20 protein-coding genes and 1 pseudogene are annotated in these 15,859 nt (G+C 34.9%); 7 read left to right on the forward strand and 14 right to left on the reverse strand.

The window, feature by feature from the left end; all coding sequences use genetic code 11:
- Positions 1-23: 23 nt before the first annotated feature.
- The 7 genes from DET63_RS04585 to DET63_RS04615 all read right to left on the reverse strand — a co-directional run bounded on the left by DET63_RS04585 (position 24) and on the right by DET63_RS04615 (position 6,356).
- Positions 24-773: an ABC transporter permease gene (locus DET63_RS04585; RefSeq protein ID WP_002014105.1), complete on the reverse strand. Its 750-nt coding sequence runs from the start codon at positions 771-773 to the stop codon at positions 24-26.
- On the reverse strand, positions 774-1,535 hold the full coding sequence (locus DET63_RS04590) for an ABC transporter ATP-binding protein (protein ID WP_113935994.1): 762 nt from the start codon (positions 1,533-1,535) through the stop codon (positions 774-776).
- Between the two features lie 168 nt (positions 1,536-1,703).
- Complete coding sequence (locus DET63_RS04595) at positions 1,704-2,045, reverse strand: DUF1048 domain-containing protein (RefSeq protein WP_002014108.1); 342 nt, start codon at positions 2,043-2,045, stop codon at positions 1,704-1,706.
- A gap of 75 nt (positions 2,046-2,120) precedes the next feature.
- The gene (locus DET63_RS04600; RefSeq protein WP_002128372.1) at positions 2,121-2,441 is read right to left on the reverse strand and encodes a PadR family transcriptional regulator; all 321 of its coding nucleotides are present in this window, start codon (positions 2,439-2,441) and stop codon (positions 2,121-2,123) included.
- A 738-nt stretch (positions 2,442-3,179) separates the two neighbouring features.
- A complete protein-coding gene (gene hcp, locus DET63_RS04605; protein WP_113935995.1) occupies positions 3,180-4,466 on the reverse strand; it encodes a hydroxylamine reductase in 1,287 nt (428 codons plus the stop codon).
- Between the two features lie 691 nt (positions 4,467-5,157).
- Positions 5,158-5,931 (reverse strand): BcII family subclass B1 metallo-beta-lactamase, encoded by a 774-nt coding sequence (bla2, locus tag DET63_RS04610; protein ID WP_002137546.1) that lies wholly within the window; start codon positions 5,929-5,931, stop codon positions 5,158-5,160.
- A 143-nt stretch (positions 5,932-6,074) separates the two neighbouring features.
- The gene (locus tag DET63_RS04615; protein ID WP_113935996.1) at positions 6,075-6,356 is read right to left on the reverse strand and encodes a MazG nucleotide pyrophosphohydrolase domain-containing protein; all 282 of its coding nucleotides are present in this window, start codon (positions 6,354-6,356) and stop codon (positions 6,075-6,077) included.
- Positions 6,357-6,480: 124 nt separating this feature from the next.
- On the opposite strand from DET63_RS04615, the gene DET63_RS04620 reads away from it, so the two are divergent.
- Entirely contained in the window at positions 6,481-6,771 is a 291-nt protein-coding gene (locus DET63_RS04620; RefSeq protein ID WP_113935997.1) for a DUF3784 domain-containing protein, read from the forward strand.
- 28 nt (positions 6,772-6,799) lie between these two features.
- Here DET63_RS04620 and DET63_RS04625 read toward each other — a convergent pair whose 3' ends face one another.
- Positions 6,800-7,081 carry a hypothetical protein gene (locus DET63_RS04625; protein ID WP_113935998.1) on the reverse strand — a complete coding sequence of 94 codons (282 nt, stop codon included), beginning with the start codon at positions 7,079-7,081 and terminating at the stop codon, positions 6,800-6,802.
- Between the two features lie 281 nt (positions 7,082-7,362).
- On the opposite strand from DET63_RS04625, the pseudogene DET63_RS04630 reads away from it, so the two are divergent.
- Both DET63_RS04630 and DET63_RS04635 read left to right on the forward strand, forming a co-directional pair.
- A pseudogene (locus DET63_RS04630) lies at positions 7,363-7,556 on the forward strand (hypothetical protein).
- A 109-nt stretch (positions 7,557-7,665) separates the two neighbouring features.
- Positions 7,666-8,703: a serine hydrolase domain-containing protein gene (locus DET63_RS04635; RefSeq protein WP_113936000.1), complete on the forward strand. Its 1,038-nt coding sequence runs from the start codon at positions 7,666-7,668 to the stop codon at positions 8,701-8,703.
- A gap of 48 nt (positions 8,704-8,751) precedes the next feature.
- Here the strand turns inward: DET63_RS04635 and DET63_RS04640 are convergent, their stop codons facing one another.
- The 4 genes from DET63_RS04640 to yeiL form a co-directional block, all read right to left on the reverse strand.
- Positions 8,752-9,000 carry a hypothetical protein gene (locus DET63_RS04640; protein WP_002087603.1) on the reverse strand — a complete coding sequence of 83 codons (249 nt, stop codon included), beginning with the start codon at positions 8,998-9,000 and terminating at the stop codon, positions 8,752-8,754.
- Between the two features lie 296 nt (positions 9,001-9,296).
- Positions 9,297-10,331, reverse strand: coding sequence for a flavin-containing monooxygenase (locus tag DET63_RS04645; protein WP_113936001.1), 1,035 nt, complete (start codon positions 10,329-10,331; stop codon positions 9,297-9,299).
- A 137-nt stretch (positions 10,332-10,468) separates the two neighbouring features.
- Positions 10,469-11,200 carry a metallophosphoesterase family protein gene (locus DET63_RS04650; RefSeq protein WP_113936002.1) on the reverse strand — a complete coding sequence of 244 codons (732 nt, stop codon included), beginning with the start codon at positions 11,198-11,200 and terminating at the stop codon, positions 10,469-10,471.
- A gap of 21 nt (positions 11,201-11,221) precedes the next feature.
- Positions 11,222-11,914 (reverse strand): transcriptional regulator YeiL, encoded by a 693-nt coding sequence (gene yeiL / locus DET63_RS04655; protein ID WP_113936003.1) that lies wholly within the window; start codon positions 11,912-11,914, stop codon positions 11,222-11,224.
- Between the two features lie 134 nt (positions 11,915-12,048).
- On the opposite strand from yeiL, the gene DET63_RS04660 reads away from it, so the two are divergent.
- From DET63_RS04660 to DET63_RS04670, 3 genes are all read left to right on the forward strand, one after another.
- Complete coding sequence (locus DET63_RS04660) at positions 12,049-12,471, forward strand: DMT family transporter (protein WP_061689262.1); 423 nt, start codon at positions 12,049-12,051, stop codon at positions 12,469-12,471.
- A 13-nt stretch (positions 12,472-12,484) separates the two neighbouring features.
- The gene (locus DET63_RS04665) at positions 12,485-12,949 is read left to right on the forward strand and encodes a DMT family transporter (RefSeq protein ID WP_113936004.1); all 465 of its coding nucleotides are present in this window, start codon (positions 12,485-12,487) and stop codon (positions 12,947-12,949) included.
- 104 nt (positions 12,950-13,053) lie between these two features.
- A complete protein-coding gene (locus DET63_RS04670; protein WP_002033404.1) occupies positions 13,054-13,533 on the forward strand; it encodes a hypothetical protein in 480 nt (159 codons plus the stop codon).
- 40 nt (positions 13,534-13,573) lie between these two features.
- Here DET63_RS04670 and aiiA read toward each other — a convergent pair whose 3' ends face one another.
- Both aiiA and DET63_RS04680 read right to left on the reverse strand, forming a co-directional pair.
- Complete coding sequence (gene aiiA, locus DET63_RS04675; protein ID WP_113936005.1) at positions 13,574-14,326, reverse strand: quorum-quenching N-acyl homoserine lactonase AiiA; 753 nt, start codon at positions 14,324-14,326, stop codon at positions 13,574-13,576.
- A 146-nt stretch (positions 14,327-14,472) separates the two neighbouring features.
- The gene (locus DET63_RS04680) at positions 14,473-14,670 is read right to left on the reverse strand and encodes a hypothetical protein (RefSeq protein ID WP_113936006.1); all 198 of its coding nucleotides are present in this window, start codon (positions 14,668-14,670) and stop codon (positions 14,473-14,475) included.
- A 166-nt stretch (positions 14,671-14,836) separates the two neighbouring features.
- Between DET63_RS04680 and DET63_RS04685 the strand changes: the two genes are divergently transcribed.
- Positions 14,837-15,856, forward strand: coding sequence for a zinc-binding alcohol dehydrogenase family protein (locus DET63_RS04685; protein ID WP_113936007.1), 1,020 nt, complete (start codon positions 14,837-14,839; stop codon positions 15,854-15,856).
- Positions 15,857-15,859 lie beyond the last annotated feature (3 nt).

Genomic DNA, 15,859 nt, shown 5'->3' on the forward strand with positions numbered 1-15,859 from the left:
AATAGAACACCGAACTGATGGTTTTACCCTAACTGACGTTTAAATGCTTTACCAGCGAAGAAGTAAGCGATAACCATAATGCCAACGCACCAAGCAAGTGCAATCCAAATATCGTTGCCAACAGTCCCTTCATATAAGAGGGCACGAATCGCATTCACGATTGAAGTCACAGGCTGGTTTTCAGCGAACGCACGAACAATTTTTGGCATAGTTTCGGTAGGAACAAAGGCCGAACTAATAAAGGGCAGAAAAATTAGTGGGTACGAGTAGGCTGTCGCCCCTTCCATAGACTTCGCTGTCAATCCAGGAATGATAGCCAACCATGTCAGCGCCAGCGTAAACATCCCGAGTATTCCAGCTACCGCGAGCCAATCCAGAATATTAGCACTGGAACGGAAGCCCATTAAGAGCGCAACAAGGATAACCACCACGATAGTAAGCACATTAGCAACAAGTGATGTTAATACGTGAGCCCATAATACCGACGAACGCTTGATAGGCATAGTAATGAAACGTGCCATCAGCCCGCTCTTTACATCCGTAAACAACCGTACGGAAGTGTAAGCGACACCGGATGCGATAGCCATCAGCAAGATTCCCGGCAATAAATAATTGACGTAGTTATCCGTTCCTGTCTTTATGGCGCCGCCAAATACGTAGACAAACAACAGCATCATCATAATCGGCGTAATCGCTACCGTAATAATTGTATCCGGACTGCGCATAATGTTGCGCATTAAACGCCCTAATAATACCCCTGTTTTGCTCTTCATTTACATCTCCTCCTTTTTGCCAATGATCGCAAGGAAAATTTCTTCCAATGTCGGCTGCTTCTCGATATACTCCACTTTTGTTGGCGGGAACATCTCTTTAAGTTCTGTAAGAGTACCAGTCGTAATAATTTTTCCGCCATGCAAGATAGCGATACGGTCCGCCAGTTGTTCGGCTTCCTCGAGATACTGGGTCGTGAGCAAGATGGTTGTGCCGCCGCCGGCAAGTTCCTTGACGGTATCCCACACTTCAATCCGCGCTTCGGGGTCAAGCCCTGTCGTCGGTTCATCGAGAAAAATGACTGCTGGCGTCCCAATCAAACTCATCGCGATATCAAGCCGGCGCTTCATCCCACCTGAGTACTGGTCTGCCCTCTCGTTGGCTGCATCAGTCAGGCTGAATCTTGCAAGCAAATTATCAGCGACTTGAGCAGGACTAGAAACTCCACGCAAATTGGCAATCATTATCAAGTTTTCTCTCCCCGTGAGCATACCGTCTAAAGCTGCAAACTGCCCTGTCAGACTGATACTTTGACGAACATGATCCGGTTGACGCTGAACGTCAAAACCACAAATACCTACTTCGCCGCCATCTTGCTTCATCAGCGTCGAGAGGATATTGACTATCGTCGTCTTGCCCGCTCCATTTGAGCCCAGCAGTGCGAAAATTTCGCCACGCTGCACTTCAAAATCTACCCCTTTTAACACTTCCTTATCTTTAAAGGATTTTTTTAATCCTTTTACAGAAATCGCTGTATTGGTCATGCTTTTTTCCTCCTTAAAAAATGTTTTGTAAAGATAGACTGCCTACACCCTCTATTTAGTATTACTGATAATCTGTATTACTTAGTACTGATTTAAAAATATAACTGAATAGCAGTGGCGTCAATTCACATTTGTAACCAGCTAATCAGTCGGTATTACCTGTTGCATTTATTTTTTTCTCAATTGCTTCATGATACTTTCATTCAAATCTTCACGATACTTGGAAACATAAGTTTTAGCGTTTGCCACTAGTTCGTCAGCAAAGGATGCCACGTCCTCCCCAGTGATTTCTAGCACTTGTCTGCCTTCCGCCGCACCGGCTTCAAACAAATCGATTAGTTCATACTGTATGTGTAGCATATCCATCCCGTTACCAGCTGAGAAATTCCACATGTAGTTTTGAATTTTCTTAAACACAAACTGATAGTCCTCTGGCAGAGCTCCAACACGTGCCATCATCATTTTGTACTCTTTTTTATCACCAATTAATTTTTTGAACATTTCCAACATATTATTTTTCCTCCTTTTTTATAAAGCAGAACAAGAAACTCCCAAAATATCGGCCGAATATTTAATCTTATGAGGCTAGTTTGACTTCAAGACGTTAATTTTTGATGATACAAAATCCCATTTTCTCCAAAACAATTCAAGTTCCTGACGGCCATCCTCATTTAGTGAATAAAACTTGCGAGGCGGCCCCATGTCTGACGGTTTCTTTTCAATATTCACAAGTTTTTTCTTCTCTAATCGCACAAGGATGGTATAGACCGTTCCTTCCACGACTTCAGTAAACCCAAGCTCATTCAGGTGGCGGGTAATCTCATAGCCATAAGTTTCACGGCGGCTAATGATTTCCAGAACACATCCTTCCAGCGAACCTTTCAGCATTTCAGTTAAATTTTCCATATTCTGATCCTCCTTTACCCCCTATTCTGTCTGACTTATATTCAGTATCACAGAGTACTAAGGCTAATTTTTACTGAATAGCTTTTGAGAAACCTCACTATTCAGTATTACTTATTACAACTACATTGTATGACTAAGTAGATGGAATGTCAACTCGATTTTTAAATTTTTTCTTAAATCCGCTTTTGCCTATTGGATACTGAATATATTTTTAAAAACTACGCTATTCAGTATTACTCATTACCACTACATTGTATGACTATGTAGATGGAATGTCAACTCGATTTTTAAATTTTTTCTTAAATCCGCTATTATCTATTGGATACTGCCTATTTTCTTCTTAAGAAATCTCACCACATACCTATCCAGCTAAGAAAAGGAAATACCCAAAACAAAAATTCCGCATTTTTATTTTGGGCGTTATAATATTCCGAAGTTAATGAATGTGGATAGCTCTCCTTATTAAAAAGACGGATCATTTTTTTTGTTCTTCTACTAATGCACCTGTGCATCTAATACATGAGCTTGCGAATACATACAAATTCTTTATAAAGTGAAACTTTAATCAGTGGGGGGTTTTGTTCATCCCCCACTAATTATTAGCCCTCACCAATCGGGCGTTTACGGGCAACAGGGCTCCCACCTAACTTCTTTGCTCCAGCTGAATTTTGAGGTGGGAGTTTTACTGCCCGCAAATAGCGGGATAAAGTCAACTCTACATATAGGACATCCTTTTTGTTACGATAACATCATATTCATATCTTCTGCTGCGGTTGTAATTAGTTTTAAACCGAATGTCTCTTGTAATACATCAAGCACGCCAGGTGAAATAAATTCAGGCGCCTTTGGACCAATGCGAATATCTTGAATTCCAAGACTAAATAGCCCAAGTAAAATAGCAACCGCTTTTTGTTCAAACCATGATAGAACAATACTCACTGGCAATTCATTCACTTCACATTGAAAAGCATCAGCTAAAGCGGCCGCTATTTTCACTGTAGAAATTGAATTATTACATTGTCCTAAGTCAATGTAACGCGGAATCTCCGTATCAGGTACAACACCATAATTTACATCATTAAAACGGAATTTCCCACAAGAAGTTGTTAAAATAATCGTTTCTGGCGGAAGTGACGTTGCTAATTCACGATAGTATTCCCCGCCTTTTCCTGGTGCATCACAACCTGCGATAACAAAGAAACGCTTAATTTTCCCTTCCTTTACTGCCTCAATAATTTCTGGAGCTAATGATAATACTGTATTATGATGAAACCCTGTTACTAACTGTTCATCCGACTCCATATGTACTTCTGGAAGTTCTAGCGCTTTTTGAATCACTGGTGTAAAATCGTCATTTTCAATTTTTTGTACGCCCTCTAAGCCTGCAATATCATATGAAAAGAATCGATCAGAGTATGATCCTTTAATTGGCATAACACAGTTCGTTGTAGCTAATATAGCACCAGTGAATTTTTCGAAAAGTCGTCGTTGATCGTACCATGCCTTACCAATGTTTCCTTTTAAATGTTTATATTTTTTCAGTTGTGGATATCCGTGTGCTGGTAGCATTTCAGAATGCGTATAAATGTTAATTTCTTTTCCTTCTGTTTGCTTTAATAACTCTTCTAATGCAAATAAATTATGACCAGTAACTACAATTGCCTTACCTTCTACATGGTTCTGCGTAATTTGAACAGGCTCCGGAACACCAAAGTGATTCGTATGTGCCTCATCTAATAACTCCATTACTCGTAAAGCCGATTTCCCTACTTTCATAGCCATATCAATATGTTCTTGTTCATTAAAGTTAGAATTTGTTAATGTCATATATAGCGCTTCTTGAGTTGTAGCATCTACAAATGCATCTGTATACCCTAGCTGCGCAGCATGTGTACGATAAGCCGCTATTCCTTTTAATCCAAACACAATCGTATCTTGTAAACTTGCAATTGTTTCATTCTTACCACAAACACCCATCACTTTACATCCGCCTGTTGGCGTTTGTTCACATTGATAACAAAACATATCATCCCACCCTCTCCCAATCATTCATTACAAATCAAGCATAATACCCATTAGGAAAAAAGGATGTGATATCAATCACAATAATATATATAAATTTGTGACAGTTCATATTGTTGACATAATATTTTTACTGACACTAAAAAACATACAGAAAAATGGACACCTTTGTTGATGCCTTCAAATAGCTAGATAATTGATTTAGAGAACTATTAGCAACTAATAAGCATACAAAAACACTATTCTTTCTATCATTCAACAGAAAGAATAGCGTTTTTTCATTTTGAAGAACTATCAATTTTTTGATTAAAGATTTTATAGGAAACCTCTTTATTTACAATACATTTACACCATCTTAACATTTTTTACATTATTTATATGATATATTTATATAGAAACTACTTAAGAAATTTCATGTACATTGTTATCTTTATGATCTCTTATTTAATTGATAAGAGGTCATGTTATATTTTTATAACAGGGGTGAATTAGGATGACTGAAACTTTAAAGACACTTATAATGCTTGATGTTACTTATGTTGTTATAGCAATTATGACGGTACTGGTATTTGTATACTTGGAATTAAAATCTCAGTAACTTATGCAGGCATAATTTATAGCTTCGCATTTAAATATAGTTAGAAGAAAGCGAGGAGAAAATTATTTCTCCTCGCTTTTATATTCCCACAGTTTCTTATTTCAACAAATCCAATGTATGTAAAAGTAATCCTCTGTCCCCTACTTCTCCATGACCAGGCACTACTAAGTTCATATTTCCATATCGGTTCAATACATTCTCAATCGATGTGGACCATTCATTTACATATGCATCAGCAACATTCCCTAAATCTTTAGCTTCCGCAGATTTCACTAAACAGCCTCCAGCTAAAATGTTGTATTGCGGTAACCATACGACAATATTATCTTCTGTATGCCCTTTCCCTGGATAGAACGTTTCTACTTTTATATTTCCAAACTTCATATTCGTAATTGTTTGTAAGTCTCCAAGTGGCTCTTCATATCCATTTTTCTTTGCTAGTTCCGCAGTTAATGCTGTACTATGCGCTTTAATGCCTCTTTCTTTCAACGTTTTAATTCCGCCAATTCGATCAGCATGCGCATGTGTAATAATAACATCCGTTACGCGCTTCTTAAATTTCTTTTCTACCATCTCTATTAGTTCCTTCGTTAACTTATCATCCCAAGAAGAATCGACAAGTACTAACCCATTAGAAGTAGTAAGAACTAGACCACTCGAAGGAACTGCTACTCCATTAAAATAACCTAGCTCAGTATGAACCCATACATTTTTATTTAACTGAGAAATTGAAATAGTTCCTGTCTCATTCTTTATTACTTTTTGCTCTAGCTTTTGTTCCGCTTTCACAGAAGAAATTGTACTAACAAATTGAGTTGTTCCTAGCAAACTAACACATACCCCTAATTTTAATAATGTATTCTTTTTCATTTTCTCCACCCTTTCTTTCAAACTAAATAATTATTACCTATATTAGACAGTTCATCTCAAATGTTTGTTCCATCTTTTTTTACATATTTTTCATACCATTAATAAAAAGCGCACAAAATTTTGTGCGCTTTTTAACTTTCCTTTTACCATTCACGTTTTTTATTAATCATCATTTTTTCTTCGAATGCCTTCTCTAAATCAATTTCTAACTTGTTTGCTAAATCACATACATTCCAAATTACATCAAACATTTCTAAACCAATCTCTCTTTTCAAATCTTGTATTTTATCACGCCTTAATATAACTTCCGCTAATTCACCTAATTCCGCCATCGCATACATCGTACGCTCTTCAATTGTTGTATCTTGAAATCCTTTTTCTTTACTGAAATTTGATACATACCTCTGGAATTCCGCAATATTCATACTTAATCTCCCCTCATCACAAATACTCCATTGTTCTATCACACTTAAAATCAAAATTGTATTTTGTTAAATTATAACATTCATACTATAATTTATTTATAGCCTATTAACGGAGGTGTTTTCAATGACTCTCTTCGCTTCCCCATCATTATTCATACTAGCAATCATTTCATTTGCATTAGCTTATTTCATCGGAGTAAAACAATACACTTGGCTCTTATCAGGATTCAATGAACGCCGTGTACCAGATAAAGTGAAGTTATCAAAAATTATTGGCCTTTATAATTTAAGCGCTGGTGTTATCGCCACAATTGGTAGTGTCTTCATTACTCCTAATGTCAAAATCGTTATTCCTATCATTGTAATTGGACACGTCATAATAGCCGCATATGTAAATACACGTATGGTTCAGTAAAAAAGATCATCCAAATGGATGATCTTTTTCATAATTTATCGACATATTGCTTTGCTTCTAACAATGAAAATCCAAAAGCCTCTCTTACTCTCTTAACTGCTGTAACTGTTTTTCCTTCTTCTACAAGCTGGCGTAATTCTTTATTAATTTCAGGTTCTCTATCTACAATTCCCATTTCTTTCGAAATTAATTGTAATCTATCTTCCATCCTCTTTAAACGCGTATCTGTTTTCTTTTCGATTTTATTTAATTTTTCAGCGAGATACATAAATCCAAAGGCCGCTATCGGTATGACAATCCAAAATTCCAAGACTGTTCCTCCTCACTAGCATTGTTTTATTTAAGTAATTTATGTAAATTTTACCACAGGAAACATTTAATGTATAATAGTAATATACAACATTATTGATAAAATGAAACTTTAATCAGTGGGGGTTTTGTTCGTCCCCCACTGATTATTAGTCTTCACCAATCGGGCGTTTACGGGCAGCCCGACTCCCACCTAACTTCTTTGCCCCAGTCGAATTTTGAGGTGGGAGTTTTACTGCCCGTTAATGCGGGATAAAACCTTTTATTTTAGGGGGACACTTTATGAAAAGATTTTTTAAGACGTTACTACAATTTGTAGTTCTTTCAATTGCACTACATTTGTTATTTGATATAGTTGGCTGGCTTGTTTTCAGTGCACCAATTAAAAACAAACAAATCTTTATTTCCTTTATAACAGCCTCATGGCTTATGTACATGTACAGAGATAAATTTTTAAAGCATTTACTTCGAATTAACTTAAACTAAGAAAACACTTCATCGATAAAAGATGAAGTGTTTCCTTTTCTCTCTATTTACTCATGTATAATAAAATTAATATTCTGTTTTTAAAAGAAAGGAGTCACTATGAACTTAAAAAGTAACAATATCTATGAGAAAATGAACCAATATTCTGTTGCAGGGTTAAGCTTTGCCGTTATACGTGACGGTAAACTTGATGAAGCTACTGCTTTCGGAACACTTGAATCTGGAACAACTAGAACTGTCACTACGAATTCCATATTCAATTCTTGTTCTATTAGCAAATTCATCACTTCAATGCTTGTACTAACGTTATCAGATCAAGGAATCGTACATTTAGATGAAGACGTAAATGATAGACTCACATCTTGGAACATCCCTACCAATCTATTTACTTCACAGAAAAAAGTCACGCTGCGAAACTTATTAAGTCACCAATCTGGAATCATTGATCCTCCCAATGGTTTTGAACATTATACACTTGCACAAGGACTACCTAAAATGGATGAGCTCCTTGCTGGTAAAACATTATATTGCCCAGTACCTATAGAAGTAACTTATGCACCAGAAAGCCAATTCCACTACTCTGACGCAAATTTTTGTATTATCGAACAACTACTTGAAGATATTACTGGAAAATCGTTTAACCTTTTACTTGAAGAATTTATTTTTCAGCCACTACAAATGAAAAATAGTACACTCTTCTCTCCCGAAGACATAGATAAAACCGATGCTTTTGCTTGCGGGCATAATAAAGATGGAACTGTAACAAATGAGAAGTATCCATTTTATCCATTCGCAGCAGCTTCAGGCGTTTGGACAACACCAACTGACTTATCAACTTTAGTACTCGGACTCATTCATTCCTTACAAGGAAATAGCAAACTGGAACTTTCTCAAAAAACAGTACAAGATATGATTTCTCCTCAAGGATTCACCAAATGGACTGGGTTAGGTCTTTTTCTAGAGTATTCTAATGAAGACTTACAAATTCATTCACTTGGCTGGGGTGTTGGATTTCAATGTATGATGGTATGTAATCCATACCGAGGTAATGGCGCTGTTATTATGACGAACTCGGATTTAGGTGTTCATCAAAAGGATGGAATTATTGGTGAGATTTTAAAAATGTTATCCTCATAATTAACGAAGTAAAACAAAGAAAGAAGCTGATCCTCCCAGCTTCTTTCTTTATATAACATTTTTCACCACAATTTTAATATGTTCTGGTGCGATAATTTCCGTTATACTTTCTTGGAAATCCTCATGCAGCAGTTCTTCAATATGTTCTAACTGCACTTCGACATGTGTGCATTCTAAATTATGTATGTTTAATAGTGCATAATGATCTTTCTTCTTAATTACTAAATATTGATTTTCTTCTGTTATGAGTACAGAACCTAATCGTATTCCTAGTAGACGTTGATCATCAAACTTCACAATTTTTTCCCCTTTCCAACTGCGAATGTAATTACTATACAAAAAACCTAATTTAAGGAAAAGAATCTTATATAGACTATATCATAATTTACTAAAATTTAAATATCATATTTTCTTTCAATAGAAATCCCCGTTTTTTTATATATTTCGATACAAAAAACTTTCTCAATAAAAAATTATAATTTTCAGTTTTTTATTTCGTGAAAATCTATTATACTAAAGCTAATAAACGTTTGAAATGTTTGACCTCTCCTAATTCATGTACATATGGATGATCAGTAGCTGTTGCTACTGATCTATTTTTTGATTTCAGAAAGCAAATACACCGCATCCTTTCCTACACCACAAATAAGCGCAGAACCCCTTTGAGATTGCCACGGCAGTCCAATATAATACAATCCTCTTACTGGACTCATTCCCATTGTATGATTAGGAAATCCATTCATATTCACTGCCTTTTCTATTTCAATCCATTTATAATCTTGAACAAAACCAGTTGACCATATAATACTTTGTGCACTATACGTGCCACCATTCTGAAACATAATATTATTTCCTGATACACTTACCACTTTTCCCTGTAGTTTTATTGCTCCACTACGAATAAGTTCCTTACCTTCAAAACCAAAAATGGGATCCTTTCGCTTCTGAAACCACCTTCCTCTCTTTGTATGTATTTCAGCATACAATAAACCCATTTTTTCTAACCAATTAAAAATGCTTTTTCTAAAAAGATATAACGGTAAAAAGGTTAACGGATGACTTATAGCCATTGTAACTTCATGAGTTTTTGCAAGTTCTACTGCTATTTGCATGCCTGAATTCCCACCACCTACTACAAGTACTTTTCCCTTTGGAATTTGTAATGGTGATTTATATTGTGATGAATGTATTTGAAAAAAATGCGATGAAAGATATTGTGAAAATGTGGGGATGAATGGTTGCTGAAAACCACCTGTTGCGATAACAACCTTTTTTGATTGTAAAGTTTCTGTAGGAGTATGTAATTCGAATATATCTTTTTCTTTCTTTATTTTTAAAACTTCGGTTTGCAATTGGACCGGTAATTTAAAGTGCCTTGCATATTCTTCTAAATACGTTGCCATTTCATCTTTACATGGAAATCCATTTCCTTCTCCCTTTAATATCATACCTGGTAAACTACTATATGCCCTCGGTGTAAAGAGTTGTAAAGAATCATATCGGTTTCTCCATGAATCACCAATTCGGTTCCCTGCCTCAAGTAATAAAAAATTATACCCTTCTTGCTTCAAGTAATATCCCATGGTTAATCCAGCTTGACCAACTCCAATAATAATTAGGTCTTTCACTCTAATCCCTCCTCCTCTTATATATGAATACATGTTCACACATTCATATGTTTCCATAACCATAACATTTTATTTTTATATAATTCAACATCTACATAAAATAAAAAGAGGAGTTTACTATAAAGTAAAACTCCTCTTCATTCTACCTTTCCAGTCTTTAGCGCTTGTGCCCAGTCATGCCTTTCCTGTTGAACAGCTAACCCAGCTGCTTCTTCCCAATTATAAGGAACTGAAATTTGTTCAATTATCCATTCTCCCAAATTTTTTTCTATCACTACATATTTTGCGTGCGGAGTTCCTGACTCCATTTTATGCAAAACGGGTAATTCATCTTTGTATGCAGGAAGTCCTACACTCCCTGGATTTATAATGATTTTTCCGTTCGCTAAATAAACAACTCTAGGAATATGCGTATGACCACATACTATTATTTTTTGTTCTATATTTTGGAGTTGATCCATTATATTTTTTTCACTCTTTAATACTGCACCATTCTCGTCCATCTCTTCTAATAAATACACCTCATCTGAAGTTGGCGTACCATGACAAAATAAAATATCGTCTACAATAAATTGGGAAGGATGTTGTTTTAACCAATCTATATGATTTTTTGTTAATTGATTTTGGACAAAAGTTAGTGTAGCAGACTGCTCTTGTATAGGTTCCCAAAGCATGCGATCACAATTACCCTTAATATGTATCATCTCGTTATTCATTAATATTTCAATTGTCCCTAAAGGATCTAACGGCCCATACACACTATCTCCTAAATTGATTATCATTTCGGCCTTGCGACGTTCAATATCTTTTAATACTGCTTTTAATGCGTGACTGTTCCCATGAACATCTGAAATTATAGCTATTTTCATCTAAATCCCCACTTTAATATATTATTTATAAACATCCGCCGCCAATTCCCGCAAAACATCTACATTCATCACTTCAAAACAACCATTGCTTTTCTTTATAATTTCTTTATCACAAAAAACATTTAATGTACGTAATAAATGCCGATAACTCGTCCCTAACAATTCAGCTATTTCCGTTAAATTCCCACTAAACACAATTCTATTTCCGTGCTGAACCGCCCGTTCCCCTGCTGCTAACATGTAACTCGCAAGTCGATTTTCAAGTGGATACAGTAAATTAATTGTACTATTTTTTGAAAGTCGATTTAATTTATGGGCTAAAGAACCGCAAATACATCTTAAAAATTTCGCATCATGAAATAATTGATTTCTCACTTTCCCTAAAGGTAGCCCAACACAATACGAATCTGCCATCACTTGTACGTTTGAAGCAGTCTTTTGAGAATGAATTAACTCCACATCTCCTAGTAACTGCAAACTATCATAAAAACATAATAATACCGATTTCCCGTTACTTAATGTGTTAAACGCTTTCGCTTTTCCTTCAACAAAGAAATATAAATAATCTATCTCTTCGTTTTCTCTGCAAATGAACTCATTCTTTTTAAAAAATATAAGTTCCATATATGGTTTCATATCACTACTAAAAAATGAATCAATATTATTTTGTTTCATATACTCTGCTAATTTATTAGGATTACATACTTTCTTCATAGTCCCCCACCTTTACAACTCATCTCAATTGTAAACAAAATTTTCTTCTTTCACTATGACATATGTCATAGTAATACACAATTTCAGCATGATACAGTCATTACAAATATGAAATATAAAAAGGGGATATTACATTGTATAACTTTCTTTCTGTCTTTATTGGTGTGCTTATTGCCATTATGCTCCCATTGAATGGGATATTATCTGAGTTAATTGGCAAGTATACAGCAAGCGTTGTCATTCATCTTGTCGGTTTAATAGCAGTTATTTTCGTTTTAATCCTTAACAAAAATAAACTCCATTTTGATAAAGGTATTCCACTTTTTTTATATAGCGCTGGGGCAATTGGAGTATTCACTGTTCTTTTTAATAATATAAGTTTCTCTGCTCTTGGTGCCTCTATTACGATTGCATTAAGCTTACTTGGCCAATCCATCGCTTCCATAGTTATTGATCATTTCGGTTTATTAGGAATGAAAGTTTCGAAGTTTGATAAGAAAAAATTAATTGGATTAGTATTCATCTCTTCTGGAATTATAGTCATGACAATTTACTAATGGAGGTAAGAAAATGTTATATATTTGTATCGCTATTTTAGCTGGTGTTTCTATCGTTGTTGCTAGAATTATTAACGCGAATTTAGCAAAGGAAATTGGAAATTGGGAAGGCACATTTTTCAATTATATTACTGGATTATTTTTCTCCATGTTATTTTTAATTTTCAGTTCAGATTCGTTGTATATTTCTAGTCATACGTTACAATCCATACCTATCGCTGTATACTTAGGCGGATTAGTAGGCGTTATCGTCATCTCATTATCAAACTATATTACTCCTAAAATATCAGCATTTTATTTAACGTTACTCATCTTTATCGGACAATTGTTTACGGGGACTATCATCGATTTCTTCCTGTCACACGAACTATCAACCGGAAAAATTATCGGTGGAATTCTCGTATTAATAGGGCTCACTTACAATTTACTCATTGATCGCCCTATAAAAACCGTGAAGCATAATCACGTTCAACTATAATACTTTACGCTTACCTATCATATATTAGTAGAAAAGCTCTTCACATGAAGTAATAGAGAGGAGAATATTCTATTAAGAAAATCATTTTACTGCTAGGTAGCGCATTGATCATTTTTGGAACCGTATGGTTTTTAAACTCTGGAAAATCTATTCAAGATCTCTATACAGCAAGTAAACCAAAGAAGAAAGCTACTATTATTTCAACTCAAAGAGACCCAAATGCACCTCCTGTTTTTTTAGGAAAACAGGAAATAAAAGATATACATGTAGAGTCGCTTAAGACAAAAAAATCTATCTTCCTTACAAAAACAGATGAATTAAAAACATTCATTAACAGTATGGATACAGCAAAAAAAGGCGATTTAACGCTAGATGAAGAAGGTTCTGATTTAGTAGATTGTAACATGTGGATTACTTTCCAAGATGGAACTTATAAACAATATTTAATTTGGATAGTAGATAACAACAGTAGTGAAGTTATGATTGCCCATCAAAACACTCCTGATGACGTAGACCTTACTTATTATCAATTAAATGAAGGTAATTCAAAAAAAGTATATAACTTATTTAAAAAGGTTATTTAATAGAAAAAGTCATGAGCTACTTGGCCCATGACTTTTCTATTTATATATATTCAGGGAACACTTTACAACTCTTTTCCTGCTCTATATCATGTCCAAAGAAAACAATTGGGTTCTCTTTCCTAACAACTTCTTTTAAACGTTTAATTGAAGATAAAGCTAATTCCGAATCAAATCCAGCGAACGGCACTTCATCTTCAAAATTTTCTTTTCTATACGATGCATCTATCGTTAATAACACTGGGCCAGAGTTCTCTGTCTCAATGAATAGTGACTGATGCCCCGGAGTATGTCCTGGTGTATACAATAATTGAACTCCTGGTACGACTTCATAATCCCCTTCAATGATTTTGTAGTTTAAATTTGGCAAGATACATTCTTTCATATATTCTTCACTATGTTGTGCCGCCTCATATTCAGTACGCTGCACAATAATCGGTGTATTTGTAAAAGCACCATTTCCTCCTGCATGATCAAAATGCAAGTGGGAACTAATAATATACAGAAGGTCTTCCGGCTCATAACCAACGCGTTTTAAAATATTCACGATTCTATCTTCTTCAGTCATTTTCGGTAAAATCTGCCCTTCAACAAATGTACCGTTAAAAAGGCCTTCATTATTAATCGCACTTTCTGGCATACCTGTATCTACTAAAATAGGTCCTTCTTCAGTCTCCAAAAGATAACACCAAACCGGTAAGTCTAATAATTTTCCTGGTGTTAATGTACTGTTAACAGACGAATGATCCAACATACAACGACCTGCTGGGACGAAATAAAGCTTTTTTACTGTCATTATGTATCCACCTTTACAAATAATTTAGGATAAAACAATACTATATTTCGCTTATGAGAAATAAACTCCTTCTCTTCTTCCATTGTTTCAACTATTATTTTTAGGTTGTTCACAATTTCTTCATTACAGCATTACTTATCATTTTTTCATTTCCGAATAGCAAAAAACAATAACCTAGCTATGATATAACATATAGCAATACCTACAAAACTAATACTAAATCCATTTTGTTGAATAGCCATCACTTTTAAGATATCTAAATTTAATACGTGACCAATTAACGAATACATTATAATAATTGCCATTACGATTACATAATCACTTTTTCTTAGTTTCGCTGTCATTAGTCATTCACCTCGCATTATTTTCTATACTAATTGTATATTATTTGTCGGAATTTTAAAACTAATCCAATAACAGTATAAAAATGAGTGTACTTTTTTACATAACAACCTTTCTGCATCTATAATAAAAGAGAAAAAGACTCTTACTTTAATGGAGGGAATACAAATGAAAGCAATTGGTTTACATGAATACTTACCTATTGAAGAAGAAAACAGTTTAATTGATATTGAAGTTGAAAGACCTGTTGCCACAGGAAGGGATATACTTGTTAAAATTAACGCTATTTCCGTTAATCCAGTTGATACAAAAGTCCGCTCTCCGAAAGATAAAAAAGAAGAAGTAGCGAAAATACTTGGCTGGGATGCTAGTGGTGTTGTTATGCAAACTGGCGAAGGTTGTACGTTATTTAAAGAAGGCGATGAAGTGTTTTACGCTGGAAGCATTACAAGGCAAGGTACATACAGTGAATACCATTTAGTTGATGAAAGAATTGTTGGTAAAAAACCAAAAACGTTAAGTGATGCTGAATCTGCAGCACTTCCTTTAACAGCCATTACCGCATGGGAAGGTTTGTTTGAACGTTTAGGGATTGATTATAATAAGAAAGATGAAAATTCATTTAAAAACATTTTAATTATCGGCGGAGCTGGTGGTGTTGGCTCGATTGCTATTCAGTTAGCTAAATGGGCTGGACTAAACGTAATCGCAACCGCATCCCGCAACGAAACTATACACTGGGTGGAAAAATTCGGTGCCGATTATATAGTTAATCATCACCAACCTTTAAAAGATCAAATATTAGAATTTGGGCTAAAAGATGTAGATTATATCTTCTGCTTAAACAATACTGATCAGCATTGGCATGCGATGGGTGACATCATTAAACCACAAGGGAAAATTTGCTCTATCGTAGAAAATGAGCACCCTCTTGAGATGGGGATTTTAAAAAATAAAAGTGCCACATTCGTTTGGGAGTTTATGTTTACAAAAGCGATGTATGAAACTGGTGATATGAGTACGCAGCACGAACTATTAAATAAAGTAAGCGAGCTATTAGATGAAGGTATTCTTCAAACTACTTTAAATGATACGTTAACACCAATTAATGCAGAAAATCTTAAAAAGGCACATGCATTGCTTGAGAGTGGACGTACAATTGGGAAGATTGTATTAGAGAAATTTTAATAA

Source organism: Bacillus sp. DB-2 (assembly GCF_003315125.1).
Taxonomy (GTDB): domain Bacteria; phylum Bacillota; class Bacilli; order Bacillales; family Bacillaceae_G; genus Bacillus_A; species Bacillus_A mycoides.